General features: G+C 49.8%; 17 protein-coding genes. 9 read left to right on the top strand and 8 right to left on the bottom strand.

The features are described 5' to 3' along the window. Positions 1-19: 19 nt before the first annotated feature. The 5 genes from pseI to pseB are packed head-to-tail and all read right to left on the bottom strand — an operon-like array spanning position 20 to position 5,441. A complete protein-coding gene (pseI, locus tag G462_RS0104965; protein WP_026958011.1) occupies positions 20-1,081 on the bottom strand; it encodes a pseudaminic acid synthase in 1,062 nt (353 codons plus the stop codon). Further along, a complete protein-coding gene (pseG, locus tag G462_RS0104960) occupies positions 1,078-2,604 on the bottom strand; it encodes a UDP-2,4-diacetamido-2,4,6-trideoxy-beta-L-altropyranose hydrolase (protein WP_026958010.1) in 1,527 nt (508 codons plus the stop codon). The genes pseI and pseG overlap by 4 nt, the downstream gene beginning before the upstream one ends. After that, positions 2,601-3,302, bottom strand: coding sequence for a pseudaminic acid cytidylyltransferase (pseF, locus tag G462_RS0104955; protein ID WP_026958009.1), 702 nt, complete (start codon positions 3,300-3,302; stop codon positions 2,601-2,603). The genes pseG and pseF overlap by 4 nt, the downstream gene beginning before the upstream one ends. After that, on the bottom strand, positions 3,295-4,443 hold the full coding sequence (gene pseC, locus G462_RS0104950) for a UDP-4-amino-4,6-dideoxy-N-acetyl-beta-L-altrosamine transaminase (protein ID WP_026958008.1): 1,149 nt from the start codon (positions 4,441-4,443) through the stop codon (positions 3,295-3,297). The genes pseF and pseC overlap by 8 nt, the downstream gene beginning before the upstream one ends. Next, positions 4,440-5,441 carry a UDP-N-acetylglucosamine 4,6-dehydratase (inverting) gene (gene pseB / locus G462_RS0104945; RefSeq protein ID WP_026958007.1) on the bottom strand — a complete coding sequence of 334 codons (1,002 nt, stop codon included), beginning with the start codon at positions 5,439-5,441 and terminating at the stop codon, positions 4,440-4,442. Before pseB ends, pseC begins: the two co-directional genes overlap by 4 nt. Positions 5,442-5,787: 346 nt before the next feature. On the opposite strand from pseB, the gene G462_RS0104940 reads away from it, so the two are divergent. From G462_RS0104940 to pyrF, 9 genes are all read left to right on the top strand, one after another. After that, positions 5,788-7,245, top strand: coding sequence for a sigma-54 dependent transcriptional regulator (locus G462_RS0104940; RefSeq protein ID WP_026958006.1), 1,458 nt, complete (start codon positions 5,788-5,790; stop codon positions 7,243-7,245). Between the two features lie 249 nt (positions 7,246-7,494). Further along, positions 7,495-8,538, top strand: coding sequence for a sensor histidine kinase (locus G462_RS0104935; protein WP_026958005.1), 1,044 nt, complete (start codon positions 7,495-7,497; stop codon positions 8,536-8,538). Continuing rightward, entirely contained in the window at positions 8,538-9,896 is a 1,359-nt protein-coding gene (locus G462_RS0104930; RefSeq protein ID WP_026958004.1) for a sigma-54-dependent transcriptional regulator, read from the top strand. Before G462_RS0104935 ends, G462_RS0104930 begins: the two co-directional genes overlap by 1 nt. Positions 9,897-10,022: 126 nt before the next feature. Then, entirely contained in the window at positions 10,023-10,703 is a 681-nt protein-coding gene (cmk, locus tag G462_RS0104925) for a (d)CMP kinase (protein WP_026958003.1), read from the top strand. 102 nt (positions 10,704-10,805) lie between these two features. Further along, positions 10,806-12,479, top strand: coding sequence for a 30S ribosomal protein S1 (gene rpsA, locus G462_RS0104920; RefSeq protein WP_026958002.1), 1,674 nt, complete (start codon positions 10,806-10,808; stop codon positions 12,477-12,479). Positions 12,480-12,588: 109 nt separating this feature from the next. Then, positions 12,589-12,870 (top strand): integration host factor subunit beta, encoded by a 282-nt coding sequence (locus tag G462_RS0104915; protein WP_026958001.1) that lies wholly within the window; start codon positions 12,589-12,591, stop codon positions 12,868-12,870. An 85-nt stretch (positions 12,871-12,955) separates the two neighbouring features. After that, the gene (locus G462_RS21770) at positions 12,956-13,246 is read left to right on the top strand and encodes a LapA family protein (RefSeq protein WP_169720142.1); all 291 of its coding nucleotides are present in this window, start codon (positions 12,956-12,958) and stop codon (positions 13,244-13,246) included. Continuing rightward, positions 13,246-14,418, top strand: a complete 1,173-nt coding sequence (gene lapB, locus G462_RS0104905) for a lipopolysaccharide assembly protein LapB (RefSeq protein ID WP_026958000.1) — start codon at positions 13,246-13,248, stop codon at positions 14,416-14,418. Before G462_RS21770 ends, lapB begins: the two co-directional genes overlap by 1 nt. A 2-nt stretch (positions 14,419-14,420) precedes the next feature. Beyond that, on the top strand, positions 14,421-15,116 hold the full coding sequence (gene pyrF / locus G462_RS0104900) for an orotidine-5'-phosphate decarboxylase (protein WP_026957999.1): 696 nt from the start codon (positions 14,421-14,423) through the stop codon (positions 15,114-15,116). Here the strand turns inward: pyrF and rrtA are convergent. The 3 genes from rrtA to G462_RS0104885 form a co-directional block, all read right to left on the bottom strand. Continuing rightward, positions 15,094-15,666 carry a rhombosortase gene (rrtA, locus tag G462_RS0104895; RefSeq protein WP_026957998.1) on the bottom strand — a complete coding sequence of 191 codons (573 nt, stop codon included), beginning with the start codon at positions 15,664-15,666 and terminating at the stop codon, positions 15,094-15,096. The genes pyrF and rrtA overlap by 23 nt on opposite strands. 125 nt (positions 15,667-15,791) lie before the next feature. Beyond that, the gene (locus tag G462_RS0104890; RefSeq protein WP_026957997.1) at positions 15,792-16,196 is read right to left on the bottom strand and encodes an H-NS family histone-like protein; all 405 of its coding nucleotides are present in this window, start codon (positions 16,194-16,196) and stop codon (positions 15,792-15,794) included. A 120-nt stretch (positions 16,197-16,316) separates the two neighbouring features. Further along, positions 16,317-16,925 (bottom strand): CDP-alcohol phosphatidyltransferase family protein, encoded by a 609-nt coding sequence (locus tag G462_RS0104885; RefSeq protein ID WP_026957996.1) that lies wholly within the window; start codon positions 16,923-16,925, stop codon positions 16,317-16,319. Positions 16,926-17,002: the final 77 nt, after the last annotated feature.

The raw sequence follows: 17,002 nt of genomic DNA, 5'->3' as shown, positions 1-17,002 counted from the left end.
ACATGAGCACGCTTATTACTTATTTTTCAATTGGTTCTAGCTGTTCCCATGCACATGGCGTGCCAGCTTCTATAGTTTGCTTAACCTTTCTGCCAACCAGCTCATTAAAGTACTTAGGCTCTAGTCCAAGGCCTGGGCGGATCCGTCGGATATGCTCTTGCCTAATTCGTTCGCCGGCTTTGAGTGCCTTAACAAAGTAGACCGAACGACGGAACTGCAGGTTAGCTTTTTCTGATTCTTTACGGGTATAGTCTACTTGGCCGACAGCCAGCCAAGCTTGCCTTGTTTGCTCGCACAAATCTGTGAGCTCTGCGGGCTCTAGTGAGAAGGCTGAGTCGGGGCCTGGCTCGTTACGATCCAGAGTTACATGCTTTTCAATCACCGCAGCACCAAGCGCTACCGAAGTGGTTGCTACGGCTGTGCCTAGGGTGTGATCAGAGAGCCCAACCACGCAATTGAAACGTGTTGCTAAGTCTTGAATGGTTGCTAAGTTTGCTTGTTCTACAGGTGCTGGATAGGCGCTAATGCAGTGAAGCAGGACTAGTTCATTACAACCATTTTCGCGGGCGCAGGTAACGGCTTCTTCGATCTCTTTAAGGTTTGCCATCCCTGTTGAGATAATCATAGGCTTGCCAGTTTTCGCGATATAGGCAATCAGGGGGAGATCGGTTGCCTCAAAAGAGGCAACTTTGTACGCTGGTGCGTTCAAGCTCTCCAGCAGATCGACAGCACTTTCGTCAAAGGGACTGGAGAATAGCGTCAGCTCAAGCTCTGCGGCTTTGTCAAACAGAGCTTGATGCCACTCAAAAGGCGTATGGGCTTCTTGATAAAGCTGGTAGAGGGTGTATCCACCCCACAGACCCCCATGAATCTTAAACTCGGGTCGGTCACTTTCAATGGTCATAGTATCCGCGGTATAGCTTTGAATCTTAACCGCATCGGCACCGCAGGCTTTAAATACTTCTAAGCTACGCAAAGCGTTCTCGGGACTGCCGTTATGATTAGCAGAAAGCTCGGCTATTACGTAGGGCTTGTGGCTCTTGCCAATTGACTGACCATTGATGGTTATAGTTTGGTTCATCGTCTTTTCTCTGGAGTATATAGCCATTGGGTTGGTGCTGTTTGAACAAACCCTGCTGAAGAAAATAGTTGGATTGATACGGTGTTCTCAGGCTTGATGGTTGCACTGAGAGTAACATGGGTAAACACCTGCTTAGTTAGTCTCAATATCGCAGTTGCGATACCTTCCCGGTAATGCTGGGGCGAGGTGTAAATGGATACGACTAGCTGTCCGTTGCGCTGCTTATCTAGCCGCAAACTCCCTAATGATTCATCGCCACTATGGGCGATGAATAGGTATTGACTGTCGTTAGCCAGTACACCTTTGAGCCATTGGATATGCTCAGGGAAACTGGGCTGCTGTGGATTTATGGCAAAACGACGAGTACCAGGGTCAAGTTGCCATTGATACAACAGTTCGGCATCTTCGATGCTTGCAAGGCACAGTGACACGTGTTTGTGACGTTTGCTTGGCGCGGTGGGTAAAGCCATGGTGATGCGTATCGCACCTCGAGCATCAAACAGCCTACTAGCATGCGCGGACAAGTCTTGGCTTTTCTGCAGCAACTGAACCAGCAACCGATCTACTGCACTTGCCTGCAGCCCATTACGTAGGTCAAGGGTGAGTGCTGCGCCTGCTTCGGCCAGATTATTTAAATTTTGCTGCTGGTTGTCTGCAACACAGCAGTTGATGCTGGGTAAGCCCATCGCACAACGTTCAAACGCGGTACCGCCGGCAGCGCCAATGGCGGCATCGGCATTGAACATCAGCTCAGCCATATTGGTGGTGTTGATGTGGATCTGGTACTGGAAACGGCTGCGTCTACAGCTTTGTTCCACTGATGCTACGTTAGGGTTTGCCGCACCCAACACCACGACTAGCTGGCACTTGTCATTCAAACTACTAGACTCAAGTGCCTTGACGATATCTGATGTCAGGTTTTGCTTATCGCTACCGCCAAGGTTGATAAGAAGCGTAGAGATTGAAGTAAGGGCGCTTCGACGTTGCTGAGTTTGCCGAGCAAAATGCTGAAAGCTCTCACCAAGTATGCAGTAATGGCTACCAATAAGTAACCGGCAGTCATTCGGGACTTTATCTTGGTATTCACTAGGCTGGCGTGAAAGCCCCTGATCAACTAACACATCACAGTCGTACTGTCGGTTTGCTAGATCGTCAATAACAGCAAGATTAACGCAGTGGCTGCGCATCTCCTTGTGCCAGGCACTATCGATGGCGTAATGATCGACAATCAGCCAATCAACAGTTGATGGTAAGGCTTGTTTGCATAGTTGAGCATCGTCGGTTGAAGCTCTGCCCAGCCAAGAGTGAGTGTCCTCCGGCGATACCTCGCCTGAAGGTGAGGGAAGGCGATGAAGCGGATAGTTGCGAGCGCGGATCAAATGGTCCAACTCTTCGCCATGGTCACAGAACAAGAAGCTAACCTGCCATCCGATAGCACGCATGCTATCGGCTAAGTTGAGGCAGCGCATAACATGGCCAGTGCCAATAACCGCAGATGCGTCGCAACGAAAAGCGACTCTCATTCCCGACGCCCCTCGTTGCGATAATGATATAAGGCTTCTGCCATCGCCCAGTCTTCGTGTTCATCAATATCAACAGCGGCACCTTTGGGCAGCACTATTGCTGATGTGTTGCCATTCAAAATGCTTTGCTCATGCCTAAACGCATGTGTGGTTCCCCAGTAGAACTGCCCACTATCAAAGTAGGCTTTAGCCAAATCCTGACTGCGGGTGTTCTGGTGCTCAGGGTGAAACATCGATACCTCGCCCGAGCCACTTAATTGCAGTGCGCGTTGTATTGGCGCACTGTGCTCAAGGACTGGCATGACATAGTTTGCCCCGCTTTGCTTTAGCTTTGTAAAAGACTCTGCCAACTGCCGGGCTGTAACGAAAGGGGCTGCTGAGTATATGCAACAGGCAAAGTCGTAGCGATTTGCTTCTGGGTCAACGTGCTCAAGGGCATGACGGATAACCGGTAGCGTAGGCGTGTGGTCGTCGCTGAGCTCTGCTGGGCGCATAAACGGCACTTGTGCCCCCCGGCGCTGCGCGACTTCGGCAATCTCTGGGTCATCGGTAGACACAATAACTGCATCGAAACAGCCGCTCTGTAGGGCCGCTTCGATAGGATAGGCGATGATCGGCTTGCCCAGAAATGGTTTAATGTTCTTGTGTGGGATCCGCTTGCTGCCGCCTCTTGCGGGTATAATCGCGATGTTAGCCATGGAGCGCTTCCTCTAACACCGAAATGACGTGATCTTGCTGAGCGTCGGTCAATTGAGGATGCAAGGGTAGTGATATCGCACTTTCATAGTACCGCTCTGCGTTGGGGTAGTTGCCGACCGCAAATCCCATCTTTTGGTAATAAGGCTGCAAGTGCACCGGAATGTAGTGAACGTTTACCCCAACACCCTTCTCGCGCAGAGCATTAAACAACGCCTTACGCTTCTCTTTGGCAACCTGTACAACATACAAGTGCCAAGCTGATTTACAGTTATCAGCACGATGCGGCAGGATGAGTGGCAAGTGCTTTAGCTTCTCGTCATAGCGCTGGGCCAAGGCATCTCGCTGCTCCACCCACTGACCAAGCTTAGGTAACTGTGAAAGGCCTAACGCGCCCTGAAGTTCAGTCATTCGGTAGTTGTAACCGAGACTGACTTGCTGATAGTACCAAGGGCCGTGGCTCTCACATTCCATGAGTTGTTGGTCGCGCGTCACACCATGGCTGCGCGCAAGGTGCATCTTTTGTTGAAGCTCTGCATCGTTGGTAAGCGTCATACCCCCTTCGGCGGTGGTAATGATCTTGACCGGGTGAAAGCTGAAAACTGTGATATCGCTGTAACGCCCGCCCCCGACCATCTCTCCGTTGTAGCGCGCGCCAATCGCATGGCTAGCATCTTCTATTACTTTGAAACCAAAGCGCAGGGAGAGAGCATGAATCGCTTGCATGTCGCAACTTTGGCCGCTCATGTGAACGGCAACTACCACCTTGGGAAGGCGTTGTTGTTGCTCGGCCAGTATTAGCTTTTGCTCCAACTGCTTGGGGCAAAGGTTGAATGTTGCAGGGTCGATGTCGACAAAGTCAACGTGAGCACCACAGTACAACGCGCAGTTTGCAGAAGCGACGAAGGTAATTGGGCTGGTCCAAAGCCAATCGCCGGGTCCTAGATCTAAGGCCAGACAAGCGATATGCAGTGCGCTGGTGGCGGAGTTACAAGCCAGCGCATAATGAGCGCCAACTTTAGCCGCTAGTGCTTGCTCAAAACGCTCGACGACCGGCCCCTGAGTGAGGAAGTCCGATTTAAGGACATCGACAACCGCGTCAATGTCCTGTTGGCTGATTTGCTGCTTTCCGTATGGGATCATTCTGCCGCCAAGCGATCAAAGTCAAGAATTTCCTCCTCGGTGAGGAAGTGAGGGTTGGTGCCTGAGTGATACTCGTACCCTTGTGCTACTGGCTTTCCAATTTCGTCAATAAGATTACGCGAGTAGTTGTGTTCCTGGTTGTGGAACTTGATGCTTGGGCAAATGACGTAGTGGTCATCAAACTCGAGAGTCAGGTGCGAGTCATCTGCAGGGCACATGATCTCATGGAGCTTCTCGCCCGGGCGAATGCCAATGATTTTGATTGGTAGATCAGGTGCGTAAGCGCTAGCGAGATCGGTAATGCGTACCGACGGAATTTTAGGAATAAAAATCTCACCACCGAACATTCGAGCGAAGTTTTTCAGGACGAAATCGACACCTTGCTGCAGAGTGATCCAAAAGCGGGTCATCTCATCATGCGTTACTGGGATGTGGTCGGTGCCATCGGCGATTAACTTCTTGAAGAAGGGGACGACCGAACCACGCGAGCCGACGACGTTACCGTAGCGAACAACGGCAAAACGGGTTTTGCCTTTACCTACCATGTTATTGGCCGCGACAAACAGTTTGTCTGAAGCCAGCTTGGTGGCGCCATAAAGGTTGATTGGCGCAGCTGCTTTGTCGGTGGACAAAGCGATCACTTTCTCCACATTGTTCGCGATAGCCGCTCGAATAACATTTTCTGCACCGTGCACGTTGGTTTTGATGCATTCCATCGGGTTGTATTCAGCCGCTGGCACCTGCTTTAGGGCCGCAGCGTGAATCACAAAGTCAACGCCATTCATTGCTTGTGTCATACGCTCTGGGTCGCGTACATCACCAATAAAATAACGCATGCACGGAGCGTTAAACTCTTGCTGCATCTCGTATTGTTTTAGTTCATCTCGCGAATAGATAATCAAGCGTTTAGGAGAGTACCTCTCCAAAATGGTTTTGGTGTATTTCTTGCCAAATGAGCCAGTACCGCCGGTTATTAATATAGTTTTATTATCAAACATACTTGTTCCCAAAAACGCGTGAATTCGCTGGTTTCGTTAGATAAAGCAATTATTGAACCAGAATGCTTTAAGTATTAAACATTTATAGATTTTAACCAGTTTCAGGCCGTGAAATGGGATGAAGGGCGCGAAGTGCCTGTTTATCGAGCTGTTGGGTAGAAAAAGCGATTTCGCGAAAAGGATGTTTTTGCCGCTCCGGCAATAGCTTGGAATGAGATTATCTATGCTCCGTCATATTTTTGTCGTTTCTCCGCTATCTTTGTTGCGAAAAATTGACGCCTGTTTACAATGACCCATCTCCAAACCTATCGCAGGCAAGCGAACAATAATAAAACAGGGGTAACGGATGCGAGCATCCAATGTGGTTCTGGTGTGTGACGGTAACCCAGAACGTTCAAAACAACTAACTACTATCCTTGGCTTTATCGGCCAAACCATACGCGAATGTGACTCGGGCAAACTGGCTGATATCGTGAGCGCTGAACCTGAGCACACCTATAGCTGTATCTTGTGTGCCAGTGATCCAAACTTTGACAGCAGTCTGCAGGCCTTGCCGCAGGTTGCCTTTGTTGCTATTAACGGCGAGTTCGAACCCAAGCAGAATTTGATCGGCTGTCTGGCAGAACCTTTCGGTTATGAGCAACTCACTCAGCTACTTCATCATTGCGACACCTACCTTAGCCACTTACCCGGCAAGCAAAGCCAACCTAAGAGCGAGCGCTTGCGCCAAAACTTGATTGGTAAAGGCATCGCGATGCAGGAGATCCGCCATCTGATTGAACAGGTCGCCGATAAAGATGCCAATGTTCTCATATTGGGTGAGTCTGGCACCGGTAAAGAGGTGGTGGCCAAAGCAATCCACGACCACTCCAAACGCAGTGAAGGGCCGTTTGTGCCGATCAACTGTGGCGCTATTCCGGCTGACTTGCTGGAAAGCGAGTTGTTCGGTCATGAAAAGGGCGCGTTCACCGGGGCGTTTGCGGCCCGTAAAGGCCGGTTTGAGCTAGCTGAAGGTGGTACGCTATTTCTCGATGAGATTGGCGATATGCCGATGCCGATGCAGGTCAAGCTGCTTCGGGTGCTACAAGAGCGTCAGTTTGAACGGGTAGGGGGCAGTAAGCCCATTTTGGCCAATGTCCGGGTTATTGCTGCGACTCACCGTAGTCTTGAGCGGATGATTGAAAAAGAGAAGTTCCGCGAAGACTTATACTACCGCCTGAATGTGTTCCCCATCGAAATGCCCGCTTTGCGTGAGAGGCAAGATGATATCCCACTGTTGCTACAAGAGCTGGTAAATCGCCATGAAGAGGAGCACAACGCGGTGGTGCGCTTCACTCAGCGCGCGCTTGAATCTCTTATGCAGCATACCTGGCCGGGTAATGTGCGCGAGCTCTCTAACCTTGTCGAGCGCTTGATGATCTTGCACCCCAATCAGATTGTGGATGTGCAAGACCTGCCAATGAAATATCAGCTGATCGACGCCGACACCTTCGAGCCAAGCTACAGTAAAGAGCTGGCGGAGCGTGAAGCACTGTTGGCAATCTTCGATGATAGCCCTGAACCTACCGAGCCCGATGAGGAGCCGCTGCCATTAGACGAAGATGCCGACTGGGGGGCGTTCCCTCAGCAGTTGCCTGAGTCGGGGGTTAACCTCAAAGAAATGCTGGCCGACTTGGAAGTGGAGTTAATCCGCCAAGCGCTTGACCAGCAGGATGGGGTAGTGGCGCGGGCAGCAGAGCAGTTAGGCATGCGCCGTACCACGCTGGTTGAGAAGATGAAAAAATACGGCTTGTCGAAAGGCTAATCGGCTTTTCGTTACGCCTAAAAAGCCAAGGTTAAGCCTTGGTTTTTTTGTGCCTGCGCGAGGGTAGCTCAGAGGTGACATCGTGTGATTCGCTGTTCAGTTTCGCGCTGTTATTATGAATTCTGGTGTTTATAAAACATCCAGATGCCAATCATGTGACGTTATAAGTTGCTGTATATAAAGAAAAATATATTTGGCACATAATTTGTATTATTAGGCTGGTAACAAAATAGTGACGCGGAGTCATCGATGCCACAGTGCAGCCAGGATAGTAGTACAGCAGATTTGCAACACACCGATCTCAGCCAGATCTTTGAGGTAATGCCCTCGGGACTCATCTTGCTCGATTATCGTGGGTTCGTGACCAAAGCCAACAAGGTGGCAAAATCGCTATTGGGCGAGCCGCTTGAAGGGCAACGCTGGATTGACCTTATTCCCAGTCGTTTCTCGCCGCAAGCCGATGATGGCCACGAGTTAAGCTTGGCCAATGGGCGTAAGGTGAAACTCGAGATCTCCCCACTGGCAGACTCCCGCGGCCAACTTATTGTGCTGACCGACCTAACCGAAACCCGCGCGCTGCAAAACAATGTGGCGAAGCTGCAACGCTTGTCAGCGCTGGGCAAGATGGTGGCATCCTTAGCCCATCAGATTCGAACGCCGTTATCGGCTGCCATTTTATATGGTTCCAACTTGGCAAATCGCACCTTGGCTGAACCGGCACGCAGCAGCTTTCAGGGCAAACTGATGGATCGGCTTAATGACTTGGAAGCTCAGGTTAACGACATGCTGCTATTTGCACGTAGTGGTTCTGAGCTGCAGCTTACCGATTTTTCGGTAGACGACCTGCTGGTCCGGCTGGAGCGAGCGATGGAAGCGGCGGCTAATACCCGGCGCGTTAACCTCAAAGTCATTATGCCGGAGGAAGAGGCTACCATATTGGCGAACCCGCACTCCTTGGTATCCGCACTTTGCAACATTGTCGATAACGCGATAGCAGCAAGTCAGCCTCAACAACAGATTTTAATCCACGCGCACTGCAACGACTCACAACTGAATGTGAGTATCGAAGATCAGGCGGGTGGTATCGCCGAGGCCGATCTGCCTCGGATATTCGAACCTTTCTATACAAAAAAACAAAACGGTACAGGCTTAGGGCTCGCGGTGGTGAAGACGGTCACCCAGGCCCATAACGGGCGTGTTACAGCAACTAACACAGGGAAGGGAGTGCGTTTCGATGTTCAACTTCCTCTTAAAGAAGTATCGCCCCGTTTAACTGCAGTAGGAGAACAATAATGACAGCGTCCACTATTCTCATCGTCGAAGATGACGCGGGCTTGCGCGAAGCCCTCGTTGATACCCTTATGTTGTCCGGTTATTCGGTGGTGGAAGCCGATTGTGCCGAGCAAGCACTGATCCGGCTTAACGAAAGTGAAGTTGATCTGGTGATCAGTGATATTCAAATGCCGGGTATGGACGGGTTAAACCTACTGAAGAACATCAAGAAACGCTGGTCCACTGTACCAGTGCTCCTGATGACAGCCTATGCCAAGATTGATGATGCGGTAAACGCCATGCGCGATGGCGCGGTTGATTATATCGCTAAGCCGTTTGCGCCCGAGGTGCTGCTTAACCAAGTGAGTCGTTACGCTTCGCCAAGCAAGCCTGAGAACTACTCGCCGGTTTACGGTGACCCGAGCACCGAAAAGCTATTGAAGTTGGCTGAAAAAGTGGCCGGCTCGGAAGCGTCGGTACTTATTAGTGGCCCCAGTGGAACGGGCAAGGAAGTGCTGTCGCGTTTCATTCACAACAACTCGCCACGTAAAGACGCCCCGTTTATTGCGATTAACTGTGCCGCCATCCCCGATAACATGCTCGAAGCCACCTTATTTGGTTACGAGAAAGGCGCCTTCACTGGCGCGGTTAAAGCTTGTCCGGGCAAGTTTGAGTTGGCCCAGGGCGGCACTATCCTTCTCGATGAGATCACCGAGATGGACATTAACCTGCAAGCCAAGCTGCTGCGGGTGCTGCAGGAAAAAGAAGTTGAGCGCTTAGGCGGCCGCACAGTAATCCCACTCGATGTTCGGGTACTGGCAACCAGTAACCGCGATATGCGTAGCTATGTGGACGAGGGTAACTTCCGTGAAGATTTATACTACCGCTTGAACGTGTTCCCACTGCGCTGGAACGCACTTAAGCAGCGACCCGGTGACATTATCCCGCTGGCAGAACACTTGTTAGTCCGCCACCAACCGGAGCAACACTATAGCTTCAGCCCCGATGCAGTACAGAAGCTACTCAGCCACAGCTGGCCGGGCAATGTGCGCGAACTCGATAACGTTATGCAGCGCGCTTTGATTTTGGCCTGTGGCGAGTTGATTGAGGCAGATGATTTGATTATCGAAGGGCTAGGGGATGACGAGTTTCCGACAGCCGCGAGCATCGAGCCGGCAGATATTATTGCAGAGCAAAGTGCTGGCGCTGAGGTGCTAGGGAACGAGTTAAAGTTCCAAGAGCAGCAGATCATTTTGCAAACCTTGAAAGCCTGCAATGGCAAACGTAAGGATGTGGCCGAGCGTTTAGGCATCAGCCCGCGCACCTTGCGCTACAAGCTTGCCCGAATTCGCGAATCAGGCGTCGAACTTCCAGCCTAACTGGGCGTCTACAATAAGGGCTTACTTACTGTTTAGTAAAAAAAAGATCCCTCAACTATAGTTTCGCGTATAATGCGCCTCGTATTTTATCGGGCGCATTTCGCTTATTTTTCCTACGGAGGTTCCATGCCCCATTCTGCTCCTGTTGTCACCGTCGACGGTCCAAGTGGCTCAGGCAAGGGCACCTTGTGTCAAAAGTTGGCGCAACACTATCAATGGGCGCTGTTAGACAGCGGTGCTATTTACCGAGTACTGGCACTCGCAGCGATGCATCACAATGTAGCGCTGGACAACGAAGAAGCGCTGAGCTTGTTGGCTTCCCACCTCGATGTTCGCTTTGAGATCCACGGCGATGAAAACGTGGTACTCCTCGAAGGCGAAGACGTCAGCCGGGAACTACGCACCGAGACCACCGGTAACGCTGCATCCAAAGTCGCTGCCTTCCCCCGCGTTCGCGAAGCCTTACTGCGCCGTCAGCGCGCATTTCGTGAAGCGCCAGGCCTGATTGCCGATGGCCGTGATATGGGAACGGTGGTATTTGTTGACGCTCCTGCCAAGATTTTTTTAGACGCCAGTGCCGAAGAGCGTGCCCAGCGTCGCTATAATCAGTTGCAAAGTAAGGGTTTTGACGTTAGCATTGAGCGCCTTTTGAGCGAGATCAAAGAACGCGACCATCGCGATCGCAACCGTAGTGTTGCCCCTTTGGTACCCGCTGAAGACGCATTAGTTATTGATTCAACATCGCTTTCTATTGAGGAAGTGGTGCAGGCGGCGATAGAACATATCGACGCCAAACTAACCCGGTAATCTCCGGGATTTGGAGCACCTGCACAAGGATGAGTGGGTGTATATTAATAACCCCAACTGGCCGGATAGCCAGGTGGACGTTTTTATTTATGTATATTAAACATGACTGAATCTTTTGCTCAACTCTTTGAAGAGTCACTACAGGATCTGGAATTCCGTTCAGGTTCTATCGTTAAAGGTACCGTTGTAGGTATTGAAAATGGCATGGTACTGGTAGACGCAGGCCTTAAGTCTGAGTCTGCTATCCCTGCAGAACAATTCAAGAACGCTGCTGGCGAACTTGAAATTGAAGTAGGTGCTGAAGTAGATGTTGCCCTTGACGCTGTAGAAGATGGTTTCGGTGAAACTCAGCTTTCTCGTGAGAAAGCTAAGCGTCACGAAGCTTGGATCCAGCTTGAAAGTGCTTACGAAGAGCAAGCGACTGTTACCGGTGTAATTAACGGTAAAGTTAAAGGCGGTTTCACTGTTGAAGTTAACAGCATCCGTGCTTTCCTACCTGGTTCTTTGGTTGACGTTCGTCCAGTTCGTGACACTGCTCACCTGGAAGGCAAAGAGCTTGAATTCAAAGTAATCAAGCTAGACCAAAAACGTAACAACGTAGTTGTTTCTCGCCGTGCCGTTATCGAAACCGAAAACAGCGTTGAGCGTGATCAACTTCTTGAGAACCTGCAAGAAGGTCAAGAAGTTAAAGGTATCGTTAAGAACCTTACCGACTACGGTGCGTTCGTTGACCTGGGCGGCGTAGACGGCCTGCTGCACATCACCGACATGGCTTGGAAGCGCGTTAAGCACCCAAGCGAAATCGTAAATGTTGGCGATGAAATCAACGTTAAAGTTCTGAAGTTCGACCGTGAGCGTACTCGCGTATCTCTAGGCCTGAAACAACTGGGTGAAGATCCATGGGTAGCTATCGCTAACCGTTACCCAGAAGGTGCTCGTCTGGAAGGTCGTGTAACTAACCTGACTGACTACGGCTGCTTCGTTGAAATCGAAGACGGCGTTGAAGGTCTGGTACACGTTTCTGAAATGGACTGGACCAACAAGAACATTCACCCATCTAAAGTTGTTAACGTGGGTGACCTGGTTGAAGTTATGGTTCTGGACATCGACGAAGAGCGTCGTCGTATTTCTCTGGGTCTTAAGCAGTGTAAAGCTAACCCATGGGAGCTATTCGCTAGCACCCACGAGAAAGGCGATAAAGTTGCTGGTAAGATCAAGTCTATCACTGACTTTGGTATCTTCATCGGTCTTGACGGCGGCATCGACGGTCTGGTTCACCTGTCTGACATCTCTTGGGATGTTCAAGGTGAAGAAGCGGTTCGCGACTTTAAGAAAGGCGACGAAATCGAAGCTGTTGTTCTGCAAGTTGACGCAGAGCGTGAGCGTATCTCTCTAGGCGTTAAGCAACTGGCTGAAGATCCGTTCAACAACTTCCTGAACGACCTGAAGAAAGGCGCTATCGTAACCGGTACCGTTGCTGAAGTAGACGCGAAAGGCGCAACCATCGAGCTGGCTAACGGCGTTGAAGGTTACCTGCGCGCTGGCGACATCAGCCGTGACCGCGTTGAAGATGCTTCTCAAGTTCTTTCTGCTGGTGAAAGCGTTGAAGCCAAATTCGTTGGCGTTGACCGCAAGAACCGCGTAATCAGCCTGTCTATCCGTGCGAAAGACGAAGCTGACGAGAAAGAAGCAATGGCTAGCCTGAACAAGCAAGAAGACGCTCAGTTGGGTAACGCTATGGCTGACGCATTCAAATCTGCTTTGAAAGGCGAATAATCAATTTCTCTAAATTGATTTAAGCAATTGAATTATAGGGGGGACTTGTCCCCCCTTAGTTCATTATCTACACTGATTATAGTTTTCTTTAATCATCCGGAGCGTTTTGATGACCAAGTCAGATCTGATCGAGAAGCTTGCCAGTAAACACATCCAGTTCACCAGCAAAGAGGTGGAACTGGCGATAAAGGAAATTTTAGAGCAGATGACTGCCTCCCTGCAGTCTGGAGACCGTATCGAAATCCGCGGTTTCGGCAGTTTTTCTCTTCACTATCGTGCGCCACGTGTTGGCCGCAACCCTAAAACCGGTGAGAAGGTAGAGCTCAACGGTAAACATGTACCTCATTTCAAACCCGGCAAAGAGTTGCGCGAAAGGGTAAACAACTTCTAGCGCGTATTATTCGCGTTGATATGCTGGTTTAATTTAGCGTCATGCTGCATAATTTCCATGGCTTATTTTTAGCGACGGAGTCAGTGTGAGAGCAATAGTTTCACTTTTTCTGCTCGTTGTATTGTTTGTATTAGCGCTGGCCATTGGCGCACAAAATGATGCTGTTGTACGAGTAAACTATCTAATCGCCGAATCAGAATTACGCCTTTCTTGGCTGATGGCTGGCTTGTTTATCGCCGGCTTTCTGGCGTGTATGGGTTTTATGTTCGCATTTTATACCAAGTTCCGAGTTCAACAGCTTGGCCTCAAGCGTAAGCTTGCCAAGCAGCAAAAACATATTGCTAAGTTGGAAAGTAGCGCAGCCAAGGGACACTAATGCTCGGTCTGCTGTTCCTGCTTTTACCGGTTGCGGTGGCTTATGGTTGGTATATGGGGCAGCGCAGCGTTCGTCGTGGACAACAGCACCAAGCCACCCAAGTTTCCAAGCAATATGTCGAAGGCCTCGACCTCCTTCTCTCAAATCAATCTGAAGAGGCGCTCGATCGTTTTATCGAGTTGCTGCAAGTTGACGACGAGGCCATCGACACCCATCTAGCACTTGGCAATCTTTTTCGCCAACGCGGCGAGGTCGATAAAGCCATTCGCATCCACCAAAATCTCATTTCCCGGCAAAACATCTCCATTGAGCAGCGCAACCTAGCTCAACTCCAGCTTGCTCGAGACTATCTAGCCGCCGGCTTGTTTGACCGCGCTGAGAAGATCTTCCGCATGCTCTTAGAAGAGCCCGAGCAGCGCGCCACCGCGTTATCTGAGCTGCTCAACATCTACCAGCAAACGCGAGATTGGCGGATGGCCATTGATGTAGCGCGTAAGATCAGTGCTAAAGACAAGCCTGAGATTACCAACGATGTTGCGCACTTTTACTGCGAGCTGGCGCTAGAGGCGGAGCGGGCAGGGGATTTGCCTCAGGCCAAGAAACATCTAAAGAAAGCATTGTCGGTTGATATTGACTGTACCCGTGCCAGCTTGCATTTAGCGCAGCTATTAGTCGAAGAAAAAGATGACAAACAAGCGCTAAAAGTGTTAAATCGCGTCCCAGAACAAGATCCTGAGATGTTGCTTGAAGTTGTCCCGCTCTACCAGGCGATTTGCGAGCGCCTAGGGCAGCAGTCACACTACCGGGATTTTTTGGAGTACTGCTGCGGCACACTGGATGCCGGCGCCACCGTTATGCTGGCCTTAGCCAGCGAGATACAGCAGCAAGACGGTATCGAGGCCGCGTTAGCGTTCGTTGATCAGCAGATCAAACGCCATCCGACCATGCGCGGTTTCCATCGCCTGATGCAGTATCACAGCGAGTTACTTAAATCGCGCCAGGCTAAGCAGAGCTTGCAAGCCCTGAGTGACTTGGTTAACCAACAACTTCGAGAACGCGCTCAATTTCGTTGTCAGCATTGTGGCTTCTCAAGCCATGCTATTTATTGGCACTGTCCTTCCTGTAAGTCTTGGGGCAGTGTAAAACCAATCCGCGGATTAGACGGAGAATAACCATGCAAGATCCAAAAGTTATTGTGGCACTCGATTATGCTGCGATAGAGCCCTGCCTGAGTTTTGTCGATCAACTAGAGCCCGGCTCTTGTCGACTAAAAGTGGGCAAAGAGATGTTCACCTTATTCGGCCCAGAGTTGGTTAAACAGCTACACGCCAAAGGCTTCGACGTATTCTTGGATCTTAAGTTTCACGATATCCCTAACACCGTAGCAAAAGCTGTGGCCGCTGCGGCTGAGTTGGGCGTATGGATGGTCAACGTTCACGCATCAGGTGGCGAGCGGATGATGAAAGCTGCTGCTGAAGCTCTAAAGGCTTATGAGAAGGCGCCGAAGCTGATTGCGGTTACTGTGCTTACCAGCATGGAACAACAAGATCTTGAGGGCATTGGCTTGAACGTAACGCCTGAGCAGCAAGTTCGCCGACTGGCTGCGCTAACCGCTGAATGTGGCTTGGACGGTGTGGTGTGCTCCGCCCAGGAAGCCTCAATGCTCAAAAATGGGCTAGGTGCAGAGTTTAAGCTAGTGACGCCAGGTATTCGTCCAGAAGGCTCAGAAAAGGGCGATCAACGCCGCGTGATGACGCCGGTCACCGCCGTTGAAGCTGGCTCTGATTATCTGGTTATTGGTCGTCCGATTACTCAAGCGGAAGATCCGGCTGCGGTTTTGGCGCAAATCAATCAAAGTCTTGCTGGTTAGCATTAGCTTGATTAAGCCATTGCACCAAGAATAACACTGCGCCTGTTATGGCGAATATAAGATGCGCGTCGATTGCAACAGGAGCGGCAATCAGACGCGTAATTTGTTCTGAGCCACCAAATAATTGCTCAGCGATTAATTTGCTCGACAGCCCCACTACGATCAAGCTTCCAGTCAGGTAACGCTTAAGCCTTAAATCGTTTAGCCCCCAATAGGCGATTAAACCGTGTATCACGCCAGAAAAGCCCACATAGTTACGATAGCTAGAAAATAATAGTGCAATCCCACCGATTAAGATCAGTACAGCCGTTACGCCCGGCCAATGCAAAGGATGCTGGTTGCGTATATAAAACACAGAAAACACCAGCACGAAGGTAATCATGTTCATCAACCAGTGGTTTAAATTGGTATGCACGAGATGACCAGAAAACAAACGCCAATACTCACCTGCATGGATAGCATTGCGATCCCAGCTTAGTTCTTGGGCAAAAGGCAGCAATGCCAAGGTAAGAAAAATAATAGCGAGGAGATAGATATAGCGGCTAAACATATGGCTGGATGCCCATCTGGAATAGGGAATTATTCAGCGGGGAAGTCGAGATATTATGATTCATGTCACTAATTTGTGACGCGCATAAAAAAGCCCCTTAAAAGCAGGGGCTTTTTCGCAAGCGCTTAAATCAAGAAGTCTTCTAGTTTCTTCTCGCCAGCGTCTACGGCTGATTTAATCACCGATGGAGTACGACCTTGGCCGGTCCAGGTTTTTTCCACACCATTGTCGGTGTAGCGATATTTAGCGGGCAGAGGTTCGCGTTTCTTGCGAGTACCGGTTTTAGCGGTTTCCAGCATTGCCATTAGCTCGTTAGGGTCAATGCCATCGCTCTCTAGCATCTCTTTGTACTTCTCAAGCTTCTCACGGTGCTCACGCTCGGCTTCTTCTTTCTCAGCTTCAGCGGCGCGACGCTCGTCCAAGATAGCCTCTAGCTTGGCAAAGCTTGCTTCAAGCTCTTCAATGCTCAGATCTTTGGTTGCGGCTTTTAAACTACGTGCGTTTGTAAAAACTTTTAAAAAGTCACTCATGATTTACCTTTTTGTCCTTATAGTTATGAGAACATTAATCTCTAAAACAAAGTTAATTCTAAACCTCTATATCTAGATGTCAAACAACACGAGAAGTTCATTTTAAATAAATTTAGATTGTTATTCTTTAAAAGTAGAATGCGCTGACAATATTCGTGTCAGGGTAGTGAATGCACACATCGCTGAAAATACCCATGCAAAAACAGGGAATTTATCGGGCAACAGGCAACAAAGCACAAAAAATGCGATGGTTTCTAGGCCCTCAGTTAGACCTCCGAGGTAGTAAAGAGACTTATGCGGATAACGTACACTCTTTATATCTTTTTTGGCAGCGAGGATGGCAAAAGCAAGAAAGCTAGACCCAGTTCCCATAAAGCTCCAGATAAGCACCGTAGCAGCAAGGGCGTTGGCTTCAGGGTCGGCTAACGCAAATCCCACTACTACCGCTGAGTAAAAAATAAAGTCACAGACAATGTCCAGGTAGCCACCATAATCAGTCACGCCGATTCGCCGTGCGAGCGCACCATCTAAACCATCTACAATTCTGTTAATAAGGATAACAAACAGTGCAGCTATATATAGCTGCATGGCGAGCAACGGGACAACCGTCAGTCCGATTAAAAAGCCACTTAAGGTTAATTGATTGGGAGTAATCGATGATTTTTGTAGAAGCGCTGCGGCGTTATTGAGTGGAGTTTTAATAACCTTGATGGCGTAACTATCTAGCACGTTTGTTCCCTGTAAACTAAGCTGCGTTATTAGTACGCAACATAACACACTTCATTAAGGGGAGTGTGGCTGTGTAT

The sequence above is a fragment of the Aliagarivorans taiwanensis DSM 22990 genome (assembly GCF_000429505.1).
GTDB lineage: Bacteria > Pseudomonadota > Gammaproteobacteria > Enterobacterales > Celerinatantimonadaceae > Aliagarivorans > Aliagarivorans taiwanensis.
The sequence above is the reverse complement of the archived record's forward strand: the minus strand, read 5'-3'. Positions and strand labels throughout refer to the sequence as shown.